The organism is Hymenobacter tenuis (genome assembly GCF_054780495.1).
Map to the genome: position 1 here is coordinate 1,166,359 of NZ_BAAGWF010000001.1, position 14,961 is coordinate 1,181,319.

Genomic DNA, 14,961 nt, shown 5'->3' on the forward strand with positions numbered 1-14,961 from the left:
TACCCGGGAGCTGATAACGTAACCCAGCGGTACGTCCTGAAAAGGGCGAAAGTGTTTCCCGGCCGCTGGCCATAACCTAAAACCGCCCGACCCTTTCAGAAAAGGCCGGGCGGTTTAGGAGAAAGTAAGGGGTAGTAACTAATAGGCTAGATGCGCCGAATGTGGGCCCCCAGCGCCGTGAGGCGCTTATCAATGTTTTGGTACCCGCGGTCAATCTGCTCCACATTTTCAATCACGCTGCGGCCATCGGCCGAAAGCGCAGCAATAAGCAACGCTACCCCGGCGCGAATATCGGGCGAGGTCATGGTGATACCGTGCAGTTGGTTGCGCTTGTCGAGGCCGATAACGGTGGCGCGGTGCGGGTCGCAGAGAATGATTTGCGCGCCCATGTCGATGAGCTTGTCCACGAAAAACAACCGTGACTCAAACATTTTCTGGTGAATAAGCACCGTGCCTTTGGCCTGAGTAGCCACCACCAGCAGCACGCTCAGCAGGTCGGGCGTGAGGCCAGGCCACGTATGGTCGGAAATGGTCAAGATACTGCCGTCGAGGTAGGTAGCAATTTCGTAGTTGTCCTTTGCCGGTACATAAATGTCGTCGCCGCGGAATTCGAGCTGAATGCCCAGCTTGCGGAACGTGTCCGGAATTAAGCCCAACTCCTGAATCTGGCAATCCTTGATGGTGATTTCCGAACCCGTCATGGCCGCCAAGCCTATAAACGAGCCGATTTCAATCATATCGGGCAGCATGCGATGCTCCGTGCCACCTAGGCGCTCCACGCCTTCAATGGTGAGCAGGTTCGAGCCGATGCCGTTGATTTTAGCGCCCATCCGCACCAACATTTTGCACAGCTGCTGCAAATACGGCTCGCAGGCGGCATTGTAGATGGTGGTTATTCCCTCGGCCAGTACGGAGCCCATCACGATGTTGGCGGTACCCGTTACGGAAGCCTCATCGAGGAGCATGTAATTGCCCTTCAGGCGGCCTTCGGTGCTGATGCGGTAGAAGTCTTTGCCTTCCAGCGTGAGCTTGCCGCCTAGCTTCTCTAAGCCAACGAAGTGCGTATCGAGGGGGCGGCGTCCGATTTTGTCGCCGCCGGGCTTGGGTAGCTGGCACTTGCCGAAGCGAGCCAGCATGGGCCCCAGAATCATCACGGAGCCGCGTAAGGAGCGGCCCTGCGCCACAAACTCCTGCGTATCCAGGTAATCCAGGTGCACGTCATCGGCCTGGAAGCGGTAGGTATCGTTGGCGAGCTTGCCCACCTTTACGCCCATATCCCGCAGAAGCTCAATGAGTTTGTTTACGTCGCGGATGTCCGGGATATTGGAAATCGTAACGGGCTCATCTGTGAGCAGCACGGCACACAGAATTTGGAGAGCTTCGTTTTTGGCGCCCTGAGGCACGATTTCACCTTTCAGCGGCTGACCGCCGATAACTTCAAAAGAGGCCATGAAAAAGGGAGCTGGTAGCGGTAAGCTAGTAGCTGTTGGCTAGTGTAAAAGAAAAAATACGCCGGACTGTGCTCTGCTGCTTTCAGGATGTACCTAAAAACAGCGCGGCTCCTTATTGCGGTGGTTGTTGTGGTTCTTGGCGGCCTTTTTTGCCACCACGCCGCTGTTTGTCGCGGCGGTTATTGTTGTTGCCACCTCCGCGGCGTACGTCTCGGTCCTGCTGTTGGCGGGGCTGAGGCACCACAAACGGCGCGGGCCGGCTGCCAACGGCGGGGATAGAAAATTCAAACAGATTCTGGGCTTCTACCTGGTCGGCATCTAACACCAACTGTCCGCCTGAAAGCTCTTTCAGGTGCTTCAGAATAGTGACATCCTTGGCGTTTTCCTTGTTGTGCGAGCGGTACAGGAACTTCATGGTGCGGCCAATGACGATGGTTGCCTGCTCACGTTCCGCTGGGTCTTCAATGGTCAGGGCTTTCTCGATGAGCTGGTCAACGGCGCGGCCATAGGCGCGAAGCTTGGGGCCTTTGCTAGGGTAGGCTACCCGCTTAGGGGCTGGCAAATTGGCCTGGGCTACCAGCGGAAATGGCGCATCTACGTCCAGCTCGCCATCAGCCATTTCAAAAATATGATTCCATACTTTTTGCTGGGAATCAGGTTGGTCGCGGAGGGCGGGCTGAATGCGGAAAATAAGCTGCACAATTTGCTGTGCCCGGCGCGTACGCTCGGCACGGTCTTCCACGTCGCGCAGTTGCTGCACAAGCTGGAAGGTGCTCTGGCCGTACTCACGCTGGAGCAGCTCGTGCTTATGAAGAGAAGGTAAGGTCATGAAAATGGTATTCGGAGGGCCAAATATACGCCAAACCTTGCCCCTTTGGCATCCTATTTTGCACAGGAAGGCCAGCGGCAAGGTCAGGCAAGAAGGAACGACGGGCTACAGCCGTGCTACAAGTATCTAAAGTAACGCGAATATGGCAATTTGGGTACACCTCCAGGATAATCCGCCGGCCCACGGAGTACTTGAGTTCCTTACAAACAGCAACTCAGATATACCATGGGCCGGCGGTTTCAGCTCTAATTTTGTGCTAGTGTACCCGCAGCTTGGCAAAGCTCAGCAGTAGGGTTTTTTCGCCTACTTCCTCAAACAGGATAATGGCCTTGGTAGAGCCTGATACAGTTTCAAGCTTAGAAACGGTGCCAAACCCAAACTTGGGGTGTTCCACGCGCTGCCCGGTTTGCAAGTTGCTCGTGTCGGAGGGCTTGAAGTCAGCGGGAGGAGAGTACTTGGTAGCTACAGTTTTGCGTGGCGCCGGCGGTACTAGGTTGCTGCGCCGCTCAAACACGTGTCCAAACGGCGACTCACCCGGGCCAGTACTGCCAACAGGGCCCGCCGAGAATTTGAAGTCGACGTATTGTGGGTCAATTTCATCCAGAAAGCGGCTTTTCTCGCAGCTGCGCAGGTTGCCCCACTGGTAGCGCGATGTGGCATAGCTCAGGGTCAGCTTCTTCTCTGCTCTGGTAATGGCCACGTAAAACAGGCGACGCTCTTCTTCCAGGTCAGCCCGCGAGGTAATCATCATCTGCGACGGGAAGAGGTTTTCCTCCATACCCACGATGTACACGTTCCTAAACTCTAGGCCTTTGGCCGAGTGAATCGTCATCATGGTCACCTGCTCACCCTCGCTCTGGGCATCCTTCGTGTCGGCATCGGTTACTAGGGCAATATCCTGCAGGAAGGAGCCTAGCGTTTTATCCTCGCGCTCCGGATCTTCCACGAAGGCCTTGATGCCGTTGAGCAGTTCCTGAATGTTTTCGTAGCGCGAAAGGCCCTCGATGCTTTTATCGGCATAGAGTTCCTCAATCATGCCCGAGTTTTTGGCAATGAACTTGGCTGCCTCAAACGCGTCGTCCTTCGCGGCTACCGCGGTGTAGGCCTTAATCTTCTCGGCAAAATCAACAATGGGGTTGGCGGCGCGCGTTGGCAAGAACTGATCGGCGTTAGCTACCACTTCCCAGATGGTGTGGTTTGATTCCTCAGCCGCGTTGATGAGCTTGGCAATGGTCGTATCCCCGATGCCGCGCTTGGGGTAGTTGATAACCCGGCGCAACGCCTGCTCATCATTGGGGTTTACCGTCAGGCGCAGGTAGGCTACTAGGTCCTTGATTTCCTTGCGCTGGTAAAAGCTCAAGCCGCCCACAATCTTGTACTTGATGTTGAGCTTGCGCAAGGATTCCTCCATGGCCCGGCTCTGGGCGTTGGTGCGGTACAGGATGGCAAAATCATCGTACGACAAGTGATGGTTCATCTTGTCCTCGTAGATGCTGTTGGCCACCAGCTTGCCTTCCTCGTTATCCGAAGCGGCCTTCAAGACCTCAATCAGGGGGCCTTCCTCGTTATCCGAGAATACATCTTTGCGCAGCTGGGCCTGGTTGTTTTTGATAACCGAGTTAGCGGCCCGCACAATGTTCTTGGTAGAGCGGTAGTTCTGCTCCAGCTTGAACACCTGCAGCTCCGGATAGTCCTTCTCGAAGTTCAGAATATTCTGAATATCAGCGCCCCGAAAAGCGTAAATGCTTTGGGCATCGTCGCCTACCACGCAAATATTCCGCTCTTTAGCCGCCAGCTTGCGCGCAATTAGGTACTGCGAGTAGTTGGTGTCCTGATACTCGTCGACCATCACGTACCGGAACATGTTCTGGTACTTGTTGAGCACATCCGTGTGGTCCTTGAACAGTACGTTGGTTTGATACAGCAGGTCGTCGAAGTCCATGGCGCCGGCCTTGAAGCACCGGTTGGCGTACTGCTGGTAAATCACGCCGAGCTTAGGGCGCAGTGCGGCCTCATCGTCCTGGCGGATAACTGGGTCGTTGAGGTACTGCTGCACCGAAATCAGCTTGTTTTTCGCTGCTGATATCCGCCCCAGTACCATGTTTGGCTTGTAGAGCTTGTCGTCTAGCTCCAGCTCTTTCAGAATCTGCCCAATCAGCGTTTTGCTGTCCTGGGTGTCGTAGATGGTAAAGGAGCGAGGGTAGCCGATTTTATCGGCCTCGGAACGCAGGATGCGGGCAAAAATGCTGTGGAAGGTGCCCATCCAGAGGTTTTTGGCGTTCGGGCCTACCACCTTCTCAATACGGGCGCGCATCTCTTTGGCCGCCTTGTTGGTAAAAGTCAGGGCCAGGATATTGAACGGGTCAACGCCCTGTTCGAGCAGGTTGGCAATGCGGTACGTGAGCACCCGGGTTTTGCCGGAACCAGCGCCTGCTATAATCATGCAGGGGCCGTCAATTTGCATCACGGCAGCTGCCTGCGAGGGGTTCAATAACGAATGATAATCAAGTGCCATGCGTGTCAGTCAGATCGGAAACTAAGCTTTTTGGCTTGTTAGCAAAGGTAGGGCTTTCGGGTGGGGTATTGAAACGCCGAAGAGGTAGTACTTCGCCTCCACTGCGGCTCGGCGCAAAGAACAGCGCGGTTCAGCCGCAAAAGGCCCCTAGTCCTAACCAAAGCGCCGACAGATTCGTTGCCAGCGGTTCTGATTCTGATGCTACTGCCGGCCCAAACGCCAGACAACCAAACAGCACAGCATAAGACGCTCTTGTATCTTCGTGCGGTGAATGCTGTTGCTACCCCCGCTAATCTGGTCAAGTTCCCGATTTCCTTGCTCTGCCTTTCTAAAAGCTGGGGCGGATTAGAGCTCAATACCGTGCGTTTCGCGGACTGGATGCAGCGCCGCGGTTGGCCCGTGCAGATTATCACGCTAGAAGCTTCGCCTATTGCCGCCCGGGCCCAAGAGGTAGGCGTGCCGGTTGTGTTCCTGCGCAATCCATGGAAAGCGGCCGACGTTCCGGCCGCCGGGCGCCTAGCCGGCATCCTGCGGGCTTTCGGCACCCAGGTGCTGGTGGTCACCCGCAACGGCGACCTGGGTTTGGCAGTGCTGTGCAAAACACTGCGGTTGCCTGCGCTGCGGGTGGTGTACCAGCAGCACATGCAGCTGGGCCTGCCGAAGCGCGGACTGCTGCACACGCTACGCTACCGCGCCCTCGATGCCTGGCTTTCTCCGCTGCCCGGCCTAGCACGGCAGGTGCTGGAAAAAACGCGCCTCGCGGCCAGTAAGCTGCATGTGGTGCCGCTGGGCATCGAGCTAGAAAAGTTTGCCGATCCGGCTCTAACCCAAGCCCAAGCTCGAGCGCAGCTCAACCTAACGTTGCCCGATGATGTTGTGCTACTAGGCCTCATTGGCCGCTTTGATGAAGGGAAAGGGCAGGATTTTGTGGTAGAAGCGCTGGCAGGGCTGCGCCAGCAGTATCCGCAGCTGCACTTGCTGCTGGTTGGCGAATCGACCCGCAACGAGGGCAATGCGTACCGCCAAGCTGTGCTGGCAAGGGTTGAGGCGTTAGGGCTAGCTAGCGTGGTGCATGTGCGGGAGTTCACGCCCCATCCGGAGGTAGCGTATCGCGCCATGGATATTTCTATCACAGCTTCCGTTAACGAAACCTACGGCATGGTCACGATAGAGGCCATGGCCACAGGGCTACCTGTAGTGGCGTCTGCCACCGGGGGCACGCTGGAGATAGTAGAAGAAAACAAAACCGGCCTGCTATTTCCGCTGCGCGATGCTGCTGCTTTCGCGCAAGCTATCCGACGGTTGGTGCAGGATAAAGACCTAGCAACACGGCTTGGTCAGCAGGCCCAGAGGCAGGCGCTGGCTACGTATTCGCACCAGCGGCAGTGCGAGCTGACGGAGAAAGTGCTGTGGGCGCTGCGGTAATTCAGGTATCTTTGTGCCTTGTTTGCTCGCCCGGGAAGGCACCAGCAGCTGGCAGTAGGTGTTAGCACCCATTGGGCTAGGAAACCCGAGCAAACAGTAGCACATGATTCAGATTCAGAATACCCTGATTTCCGACGACGTTCGGGATAATTTTTTCGTTTGCAACCTCGAAGCCTGCAAAGGTGCCTGCTGTGTAGAAGGTGACCTGGGCGCGCCCTTGGAAGACAACGAGCTGCAGATTCTGCAGAACGAGTACGAAGCCATCAAGCCGTTCCTTACCGAGGCTGGCCGTCAGGCTATCGAGGAGCAGGGCCTCTACATCAAAGATTGGGAAGGCGACTACAGCACTACCACCATCAACGACCGGGAATGCGCCTATGCATTATATGATGAGCGTGGCATTCTGAAGTGCGGCATCGAGCAGGCCTACCTGGCGGGCGCTACTAGCTTCAAAAAGCCCATCAGCTGCCACTTGTACCCCATCCGGATTACCAAGTACGAAGGATTTGAGGCCCTCAATTACGACCGGTGGACGATTTGCTCACCCGCCTGTTCCTTTGGCGCCAGCCTAGGGGTGCGCGTGTATCAGTTCCTGAAAGAGCCGCTTATCCGCAAATACGGCGAAGAATGGTACGGCGAACTAGTGCACGAAATCGAGCATACGGTTCCTGAAGTGTAACACACCAATACTACAACAAAAAGGCCGGCGCACATGCGTCGACCTTTTTTGTTGTGTTGCCGATAGCCGGCAGCCAGTATGAACCCAGGGTAGAGTGGTTTGGCTGCTGGTAGGGGCTAGTGGTTGGAAAGAACTTGGGTGCAAAAAAGGGCTAACCACTTGGCTAGCCCCTTTCTGGGAATCACTCACATGTGAAGCTTTTAGCAGTTATTGCCACGTATCGGTACGCGTTTGCGTAGTGCCCGATGGGGTGAAGGTGCGGTTGGAGCCGCCTTCATAGAGCACATTGCCGGCGCCATCTTTACGGATGTATTTGTACTGCACTGAAACGCCACTGGTCAGGTTCACGGTGCCGCTCCACTTCGGATAGGCCGCGCCGCTGAGCTTGATGGCATTTGCCGTGTTCCAGCTGCCTAGCTGAGCCGTGCTGCCCACCACGTACACATCCTGGCCCGATACTGTGTTGCTATAGGTCACGTTAAACGTCACGGCCGTGGTGCCTGTGGTAGGAGGAGGCGTAGTGCCGCCTACCGTGCCGGGTACCCATACGGAGTAGCTGCGCGCATTTACCGGAAATACGCCGTAGCCGTTGGCATCAGTCGTAATGGTGCTGGTGCTGTTGCCGGTTTTGTCGGTGAGGGTTGCGCTCTTGAAGGGGGTAGTAATACCCTTGGTGCGCGCTGAGCCACCATCGTTCAGTAGCACGAGCAGGCCGGCGTGCGTGGCATCGCCCGAGCGGGAGTAGGCATACACATCGGCGTCGTTCACGCTCGTGTACTCAAAGCCGGTGCCGTAGGCGTTAGCCCGACGAATTTCCGTGAGCTTCTTGATCTGGGCGCCGAGGCCGTAGTTGTAGTAGTCTTTGTAGAAAACGCAGGGGTAGCCTTTCTCGCGAGTCAGGATGTAGGCGTAGGCCAGCATCTTGAGATTGGTAACCGGCGAGTAAAGCGCGCCAGGGTGGTCGGTGTCGTGGTTATCTACAAAGGAAACCGACAGCGGGCCATTGGCTTCGGTGAAGCCGGCAAACTGCAGGCCGCGCATATCCCAGCTGCCATTACCGTTGCTCATGTCGGCAAACGTGTAGTGCAGCGGTACATCGAAGAGGCTGGTGCGGCCACCGGTAGCGGCGGCATAGTTTTTCAGCTCGTTCAGGTCGCGGAACCAAGCTTCGCTCACGGCAAAGCGGGTGCCCTTCACGTTATCCAACCACCGGTTTATGTAGCTGGTCTGAATGTGCTTGGTAGCGTCTAGGCGGTATCCATCTAGGCCGAGCTTGTTGGTAATCCAGTTACCCCACGTAATGGTTTCGTTGGCGTTGTTTACGTCGGCATACCGGATTTCGGAGCCTAGCAGGTTATCGTACGCGTCGCCGTTGGCGTAAGGTTGGAAATCGTAGGAGTACCACTGATACCAGCCATTATTAGGAGCCTGCTGGGTAGCGCTGAAGTTGTACCAGTGCCACTTGTACGAGCTGTAGGTGTTGTTGCGGCCCGGGTACGTGAAGCTGGTGTACACGTTGTACTGGTTGTTCGCTAGCTCCTGGTTATCAGCAAAGGTCAGGTGGTTCATCACCATATCCTCGTACACCTGAATGCCCTGGTTGTGCAGCGCCGTTACCGCCGACTGCAGCTGCCCGATGGTGCCGTAACGCGTAGGGATGGTGCCTTTCTGGTTGAATTCGCCGAGGTCGTACCGGTCGTACACGCCGTAGCCTACGTCATTCACGCTGCCACCTTTGTAAGCCGGTGGTATCCAGAGTGCCGTGATACCGGCTGCCTTTAACTCAGCTGCCTTCGAGCCCAGATTCTGCCACCATGAGCCAGCGGGGTTGCTGATGGGTACATCCCAATAAAAACCTTGCATCATTACGCCATTTGCAACAACGGCATTGCTGCTGGTGCTGGCTGTAATTGGGGCCGGGGGAGCCGGCGTGGCTACCTCTTTGTTGCAGGCCGAAAATAGCGTGCCCGCAGTCAGCAGCCCCCATAGGGCCACCACTGATTTTGTTTTCATTCGAGTGGGTGTTTTGGTTGGTAGTAGAAGAACAGTGCAAGTATAGAGGAGCTCAATATTAAATATGTAATACTATTTTGGCTATTCGAAAATTAATAGTGAGTGGTTACTAACCTGAATTTGACCGGTTTTTTAACCGGATTGATGCTTTGTTATCCTGTTTTAGTCAATTATTGGTGCAACTTTCAAGCGGTAATGTTCTGTTTACAATTAATGGTGTTGTGTTGATTTAGTGCAATTTATGCTTGGCAACAAAAAAGGGTCTGACCCCTACGGATCAGACCCTTTTTAGCTTCTTAAGGAAGTGCCTCTTACAGCTCCGAAAAGTCGAAGGAAGTTTCCAGGAATTTGGTGGTGAAGTCTCCGGCCTTGAACTGCTCGTTATCCATGAGCTTAAGGTGGAACGGAATGGTTGTCTTAACGCCTTCTACCACGAACTCCGACAAGGCGCGTTTCATCTTCACGATACACTCCTCGCGGGTTTGTGCTACCGTAATGAGTTTGGCAATCATCGAGTCGTAGTTTGGCGGAATCTGGTAGCCAGCATATACGTGCGTATCTACGCGTACACCATGGCCTCCGGGGATGTGCAGCACCGTGATTTTGCCGGGTGAGGGGCGGAAGTTGTTCGCCGGATCTTCAGCGTTGATGCGGCATTCCATGGCGTGCATCTTGGGCGTATAATTCTTGCCCGTAATCGGAATGCCTGCTGCTACCTTGATTTGCTCTTTAATCAGGTCGTAGTTGATAACTTCTTCCGTCACGGGGTGCTCCACCTGAATGCGGGTGTTCATCTCCATGAAGTAAAAGTCGCGGTTAGCATCCACCAGGAACTCGATGGTGCCCACGCCTTCGTAGCCGATAGCGGAAGCTCCGGCAATGGCTGCGGCACCCATCCGCTCACGCAAATCATCCGTCATGAAAGGAGAGGGGGCCTCTTCTACCAGCTTCTGATGGCGGCGCTGAATGGAGCAGTCGCGCTCCGAAAGGTGGCACACATGGCCGTACTGGTCGCCGCACACCTGAATCTCAATGTGACGGGGCTCCACCACGAACTTCTCCAGGTACATGCCATCGTTGCCGAAAGCTGCTTTGGATTCGGTACGGGCGTCGTTCCAGGCCTTCTCAAACTCGTCTTCGGAGTTGATAATGCGCATACCGCGTCCGCCGCCGCCGGCTGTGGCCTTCAGGATAACGGGGTACTTAATTTCGCTGGCTATTTTCTTGCCTTGCTCCACGGAATCAAGCAGACCAACCGAGCCTGGAATGCAGGGCACCCCAGCTTTGATCATGGTGGCTTTAGCCGAGGCTTTATCACCCATCTGATTAATCATCTCGGGCGTGGCCCCGATGAACTTGATGCCGTTTTCCTGGCAAACCCGCGAGAACTCTGCGTTTTCCGACAGGAAGCCATAGCCTGGGTGAATGGCGTCGGCGTTGGTGATTTCAGCCGCCGCAATCAGGGTAGGGATGCTCAGGTAACTTTGGGCGGAGCTAGGAGGCCCAATGCACACGGCTTCATCCGCAAACCGAACGTGCAGGCTTTCCTTATCGGCCGTCGAATACACGGCCACCGTTTTGATGCCCATTTCCTTGCAGGTCCGAATTACGCGCAGCGCAATTTCGCCCCGGTTGGCAATCAGTATTTTTTTGAACATGAGTGGGGTCTGGGGGCTAGGGAGCGTGGGGTCTTGAGGAAAAAGGGAAGGGCCTTGCGGAGTTAGGGCTAGCCTTGTAACAAGCGTAAACCCTACTTCCCCAAGACCCCAAGACCCCAATCAATTACATTGGCTCAATCAGGAACAGTGGCTGATCGTACTCCACGGGCGAAGCATTTTCTACCATTGCTTTAACCACACGGCCAGCCTGCTCTGCTTCAATTTCATTGAACAGCTTCATGGCTTCAATAATGCAGATCACCTGACCTTTTTCTACTAGGTCGCCTACTTGCACAAACGCCGGCGAGTCGGGGCTGTTGCTGCGGTAGAAGGTGCCAATCATCGGGGCTTTCAAGGGCACATAGTTACCACCGGCAGCTTCTGCAGCCGGAGCCGCAGGAGTTGCTGCCGGAGCAGCTGCGGGTGCCGGAGCTGCTGCCGCGGCCGGAGCCGCTGGGGCTGCGGCAGCAGCCGGCTGAGACATCATCCCGCCGCTTACCACTTTCGTGTTGGGCTCGCGCTGAACCGAGATTTTAAATTCGTCGGTTTCGATGTTGACTTTGTTCAGACCCGACTTGGCAATGAAGTCGATGAGTTCCTGGAGTTCTTTGGCTTTCATGGGGGCGACAGTGGGCTTATTGGGCTGCTTACTTGACTCTTTCGACATAGGAGTAGTCGCTCGTCTTGATGCGAATTTTGGTGTCGGTATCAATAAACAGCGGCACCTGAATGCGGGCCCCCGTTTCTACAATGGCGGGCTTGAGCGTGTTCGTGGCGGTATCGCCCTTTAGGCCGGGCTCCGTGTACGTTACCATTAGCTCCACCGTGGTGGGCAATTCGGCCGTAAGCGGCTGCTCTGTTTCGGCGTGGAACAGGATGGTAACTACTTGGCCTTCTTTCATCAGGTCGGCGAAGGGGACCATAGCTTCGGGCAACACTACCTGCTCAAACGATTCATTGTCCATGAACGTGTAGCCGTAGTCGTCCTTGTACAGGTACTGGTGCGGGCGCTGCTCTACGCGGGCAGTTTCCACTTTCACCCCAGCGTTGAAGGTGTTATCAAGTACGCGGCCGGTTTTAATGTTGCGGAGCTTGGTGCGCACAAAAGCCGGGCCTTTGCCGGGTTTTACGTGCTGAAATTCGGTGATGACGTGCAACTCGCCGTTGTAGTTCAAAACGAGCCCGTTGCGAAAGTCTGCGGTCGTGGCCATGGTGGGAAAGAGAAATTAAAAGAAGAAAATCCAAAGAAAAGTCTGGCGGAAACGACCGGCTCAGCTCTGCATCTTCAACATTCAGAAAGAGAGTTACTAGGGTGGAAACGCAACGTGCCGTCCCGAAAAGTTGGCGGGGCGGCACGTCGGGAGTGCAAGTATAGAGGTTTTCTGGTTTCGCGCCGCCGGAATTAGGCAGCCGCAGGTCCAGGCTTCGGATCATACGCCCATTTCAGGTACAGCGCACCCCAGGTAAAGCCGCCCCCAAAGGCCGCAATAATGAGGTTGTCGCCTTTGCGCAGCTTCGACTCGTAGTCGGAGAGGCACAGCGGAATGGTACCGTTGGTGGTGTTGCCGTACTTATGAATGTTGAGCATCACCTTTTCCGGGCCAATGCCCACGCGGTTTGCCGTAGCATCTATAATGCGCTTGTTGGCCTGGTGTGGCACCAGCCAATCAATAGTTTCAGGGTTCAAACCATTGCGGTCCGCTACCTGTGCGGCCACATCGGCCATGTTTTTTACAGCAAACTTGAAAACAGCTGCGCCTTCTTGGTGTACGTAATGCTCCCGGTTTGCTACTGTCTCCGCTGAGGGCGGGCGGCGGGAGCCACCAGCTTTCTGGTGCAGATACTGTTCGCCATTGCCATCAGAATGCAATTCCTGGTCGAGCAGACCTAGTCCATCCTGGTTGGGCTCCAGCAACACCGCGCCGGCGCCATCACCAAAAATGATGCAGGTAGAGCGGTCGGTGTAGTCGATGATGCTCGACATTTTGTCGGCGCCCACCACAATTACCTTTTTGTAAGTGCCGGTGGCAATAAACTGTGAGCCCGTTGCCAGTGCGTACATAAAGCCTGAGCAAGCCGCCTGCATATCAAAACTGAAGGCTTTAGTAGCCCCCACCGCGGCCGAGATGATGTTGGCAGTAGCCGGAAACACCAAGTCGGGAGTGGTAGTAGCGCAAATAATCAGGTCAATGTCGGCGGCCGAGGTGCCGGTTTTAGCCAGCAGCTGCTCTACCGCTTTTATGCCCATTACGGAGGTTCCCTGGTTTTCGCCCTTCAGAATGTGCCGCTCCTGAATTCCGGTTCGGCTCATAATCCACTCGTCAGTTGTCTCGACCATTGTTTCGAGCTCCTGATTAGTAAGCACGTAGTCGGGCACGTAAGAGCCGACTCCGGTGATGGCAGCGGTAATCTTCATTAGAGAGGGAACGGAAAACGCGGCAAAAGGAAAAGTCCGGCTCAGCTGCCGGACTTGTGTCGCTCTTAAGATTTAAAGGTGGCTTTTATCTGGTCGGCGATGCCAGAGCTAGCCATTTGGTACCCTTGCAACAGCATATTGCAGATAGCTTGAGGTGTGCTTACTCCGTGCCCGATGATGGCATTATCGTTAATGCCCAGGATAGGAGAGCCCCCAACAGCTTCGTAGTTGAACTGGTCAAGGAAGGGGTCGTGGATGTTCTTTTCGGCGAGGATGTCGTACACCGACTCTGCCATTTTGAGTACCACGTTGCCGGTAAATCCGTCGCAGACAATAACGTCCGCTTTGTCATTAAACAAGTCGCGACCCTCGATATTTCCGATGAAGTGAATGTGCGGATTCACTTTCAGCAGCTGGTAGGCGGCCTGCGTATTGGCGGTGCCTTTGCCTTCTTCTTCCCCCAGGTTCATCAAGCCAACTTTAGGCTTTTCGATGCCTAGTACATGCTGGGCATAGAGGGAGCCTAACTCACCAAACTGCTCCAGCATTTCGGGCTTGCATTCGGCGTTGGCACCTACATCCAGCATGATGCCTAAGCCACCGTGCGTCTTGGGAACAAAGTTAGCAATGGCCGGGCGCATAACCCCCGATACCGCCTTCACGCTGAACATAGCTCCCACCAGCATAGCGCCGGTATTGCCCGCTGAGCAGAACGCTTCTACTTCGCCGGTGGCCAGCATACGGTAGCCTACGGCAATGCTGGAATCTTGCTTTTGCTGGTAGGCTTTTGCCGGGTGCTCGCCCATCTCAATGATTTGCGAAGCAGGTACTAGTAAAAGGTCGGTAGCGGCAGCACCATGTTGGGCTAGCAGGGGGCGTACGGCGTCTTCCTGGCCGATGAGCACTATCTGAGCCTTACCGGCTAGCGCTTGAGCGGCCAGTACGGCTCCATCGACGGCGGCCTGAGGAGCAAAATCGCCCCCCATTGCGTCCAGGGCTATCTTCATGAACGGAGAATCAAAGAGGTCCGGGAGAGAAGCTATGCGGGGCACCAAAGCTCCGGATTACTACCTGCTGAAGCAGCTAGGCAATAATCCGGAGGCCAATGGCTTTACCGCCGCATAGGTAAGAAAGCGGCTAACGAACGACTATTCTTCGTCGTTGTCGGTAGCGACCGGAGCAGCTACGGGAGCGTAGTCTTTGATGGCTACTTTACCGTTCAGGTACAGGTCACCGTCAACTACGTACGCTTTGTGACGCAAGTGCAGTTCGCCGGTCGTCGAGCACATAGTTACGGCTTTCGGAGTCAGTTTGTAGTGGCTACGACGTTTGTTACGGGTAGCGGAGGAGGTCCGGCGCTTAGGATGTGCCATGGTTGAAAAGGGGAATTAAAAGCAAAGAGAAAATTTACAAACGGAAGTCAGCAGGGCGCGCGCCTAGTTGAGGTTGCGCAGCGCATTCCAGCGCGGGTCGTTGTCGTCATCCTCGTCATCTTCGCCTTCCTTACGGGTAGTGAAAATGAGTTTGGCGTCGGCATCGGGGTTTTCATCGGGCTCATTCTGGAAGCGCGGGTGCAGCTTCTTCATGGGCAAGGCCAAGCCGATGTAATCAAAGAGGTGTTGGGCCAGGGGCAGCGTCTGGGTATCGGGCGTGATTTGCAGCACGTTGTCATCCAGTTCTAGGTTCTGGTCGCCGAAGCGCACCAGCAGCTGCTCGTGCGCTTCCACCTTCTGGTCAAACTCATCCAGGCTACGGTCGCAGATCTGGCGCACGGTGCCGTGCAGGTCAAAATCCACGGTGATGAGGCGCTCGGTTTTGGTGAGCGTCACATCAGCCTGAACGTTGCCATCCGGAATGAGCTCCTGGTCAAACTGCTCAAAAAAAGCCTTGTCCAACGTAAACGCGAAGTGATGCGTTTTGTCGGCCAGACGGGCAATGTTGATATCGAATTTAGGATCCTTCTTCACGGCTAATT

The 14,961-nt window shown here is 55.2% G+C and carries 13 protein-coding genes; 2 read left to right on the forward strand and 11 right to left on the reverse strand.

Annotated elements, in window-relative coordinates; genetic code table 11:
* Positions 1–146: 146 nt before the first annotated feature.
* The 3 genes from murA to ACYVGU_RS05010 all read right to left on the reverse strand — a co-directional run bounded on the left by murA (position 147) and on the right by ACYVGU_RS05010 (position 4,795).
* Positions 147–1,451 carry a UDP-N-acetylglucosamine 1-carboxyvinyltransferase gene (murA, locus tag ACYVGU_RS05000; RefSeq protein ID WP_460621159.1) on the reverse strand — a complete coding sequence of 435 codons (1,305 nt, stop codon included), beginning with the start codon at positions 1,449–1,451 and terminating at the stop codon, positions 147–149.
* A 112-nt stretch (positions 1,452–1,563) separates the two neighbouring features.
* Positions 1,564–2,280, reverse strand: a complete 717-nt coding sequence (locus ACYVGU_RS05005) for a DUF4290 domain-containing protein (protein ID WP_460621160.1) — start codon at positions 2,278–2,280, stop codon at positions 1,564–1,566.
* A 256-nt stretch (positions 2,281–2,536) separates the two neighbouring features.
* A complete protein-coding gene (locus ACYVGU_RS05010) occupies positions 2,537–4,795 on the reverse strand; it encodes an ATP-dependent helicase (RefSeq protein ID WP_460621161.1) in 2,259 nt (752 codons plus the stop codon).
* A 252-nt stretch (positions 4,796–5,047) separates the two neighbouring features.
* Here ACYVGU_RS05010 and ACYVGU_RS05015 point away from each other — a divergent pair, with 252 nt between their 5' ends.
* Positions 5,048–6,220 carry a glycosyltransferase family 4 protein gene (locus tag ACYVGU_RS05015; protein ID WP_460621162.1) on the forward strand — a complete coding sequence of 391 codons (1,173 nt, stop codon included), beginning with the start codon at positions 5,048–5,050 and terminating at the stop codon, positions 6,218–6,220.
* A gap of 103 nt (positions 6,221–6,323) precedes the next feature.
* Complete coding sequence (locus ACYVGU_RS05020) at positions 6,324–6,899, forward strand: DUF3109 family protein (protein ID WP_460621163.1); 576 nt, start codon at positions 6,324–6,326, stop codon at positions 6,897–6,899.
* Between the two features lie 207 nt (positions 6,900–7,106).
* On the opposite strand, the gene ACYVGU_RS05025 is transcribed toward ACYVGU_RS05020, so the two are convergent.
* From ACYVGU_RS05025 to ACYVGU_RS05060, 8 genes are all read right to left on the reverse strand, one after another.
* Positions 7,107–8,912, reverse strand: a complete 1,806-nt coding sequence (locus tag ACYVGU_RS05025; RefSeq protein WP_460621164.1) for an alpha-amylase — start codon at positions 8,910–8,912, stop codon at positions 7,107–7,109.
* Between the two features lie 311 nt (positions 8,913–9,223).
* Complete coding sequence (gene accC, locus ACYVGU_RS05030; protein ID WP_460612152.1) at positions 9,224–10,570, reverse strand: acetyl-CoA carboxylase biotin carboxylase subunit; 1,347 nt, start codon at positions 10,568–10,570, stop codon at positions 9,224–9,226.
* 124 nt (positions 10,571–10,694) lie between these two features.
* Entirely contained in the window at positions 10,695–11,189 is a 495-nt protein-coding gene (accB, locus tag ACYVGU_RS05035) for an acetyl-CoA carboxylase biotin carboxyl carrier protein (protein WP_460621165.1), read from the reverse strand.
* Between the two features lie 28 nt (positions 11,190–11,217).
* Entirely contained in the window at positions 11,218–11,781 is a 564-nt protein-coding gene (gene efp, locus ACYVGU_RS05040) for an elongation factor P (protein ID WP_460612150.1), read from the reverse strand.
* Between the two features lie 191 nt (positions 11,782–11,972).
* On the reverse strand, positions 11,973–12,986 hold the full coding sequence (locus ACYVGU_RS05045; RefSeq protein WP_460621166.1) for a beta-ketoacyl-ACP synthase III: 1,014 nt from the start codon (positions 12,984–12,986) through the stop codon (positions 11,973–11,975).
* Positions 12,987–13,051: 65 nt separating this feature from the next.
* The gene (plsX, locus tag ACYVGU_RS05050; RefSeq protein ID WP_460612148.1) at positions 13,052–13,993 is read right to left on the reverse strand and encodes a phosphate acyltransferase; all 942 of its coding nucleotides are present in this window, start codon (positions 13,991–13,993) and stop codon (positions 13,052–13,054) included.
* Positions 13,994–14,134: 141 nt separating this feature from the next.
* Positions 14,135–14,359 carry a large ribosomal subunit protein bL32 gene (gene rpmF, locus ACYVGU_RS05055; RefSeq protein ID WP_460612147.1) on the reverse strand — a complete coding sequence of 75 codons (225 nt, stop codon included), beginning with the start codon at positions 14,357–14,359 and terminating at the stop codon, positions 14,135–14,137.
* 63 nt (positions 14,360–14,422) lie between these two features.
* On the reverse strand, positions 14,423–14,953 hold the full coding sequence (locus tag ACYVGU_RS05060; RefSeq protein ID WP_460612146.1) for a YceD family protein: 531 nt from the start codon (positions 14,951–14,953) through the stop codon (positions 14,423–14,425).
* Positions 14,954–14,961 lie beyond the last annotated feature (8 nt).

Excerpts from the sequence above, each read along its gene's own strand:
- rpmF (WP_460612147.1), bottom strand. The coding sequence starts at position 14,359 with ATGGCACATCCTAAGCGCCGGACCTCCTCCGCTACCCGTAACAAACGT.
- plsX (WP_460612148.1), bottom strand. The coding sequence starts at position 13,993 with ATGAAGATAGCCCTGGACGCAATGGGGGGCGATTTTGCTCCTCAGGCC.
- ACYVGU_RS05020 (WP_460621163.1), top strand. The coding sequence starts at position 6,324 with ATGATTCAGATTCAGAATACCCTGATTTCCGACGACGTTCGGGATAAT.
- efp (WP_460612150.1), bottom strand. The coding sequence starts at position 11,781 with ATGGCCACGACCGCAGACTTTCGCAACGGGCTCGTTTTGAACTACAAC.
- ACYVGU_RS05045 (WP_460621166.1), bottom strand. The coding sequence starts at position 12,986 with ATGAAGATTACCGCTGCCATCACCGGAGTCGGCTCTTACGTGCCCGAC.
- murA (WP_460621159.1), bottom strand. The coding sequence starts at position 1,451 with ATGGCCTCTTTTGAAGTTATCGGCGGTCAGCCGCTGAAAGGTGAAATC.
- ACYVGU_RS05010 (WP_460621161.1), bottom strand. The coding sequence starts at position 4,795 with ATGGCACTTGATTATCATTCGTTATTGAACCCCTCGCAGGCAGCTGCC.
- accC (WP_460612152.1), bottom strand. The coding sequence starts at position 10,570 with ATGTTCAAAAAAATACTGATTGCCAACCGGGGCGAAATTGCGCTGCGC.
- ACYVGU_RS05005 (WP_460621160.1), bottom strand. The coding sequence starts at position 2,280 with ATGACCTTACCTTCTCTTCATAAGCACGAGCTGCTCCAGCGTGAGTAC.
- ACYVGU_RS05025 (WP_460621164.1), bottom strand. The coding sequence starts at position 8,912 with ATGAAAACAAAATCAGTGGTGGCCCTATGGGGGCTGCTGACTGCGGGC.
- accB (WP_460621165.1), bottom strand. The coding sequence starts at position 11,189 with ATGAAAGCCAAAGAACTCCAGGAACTCATCGACTTCATTGCCAAGTCG.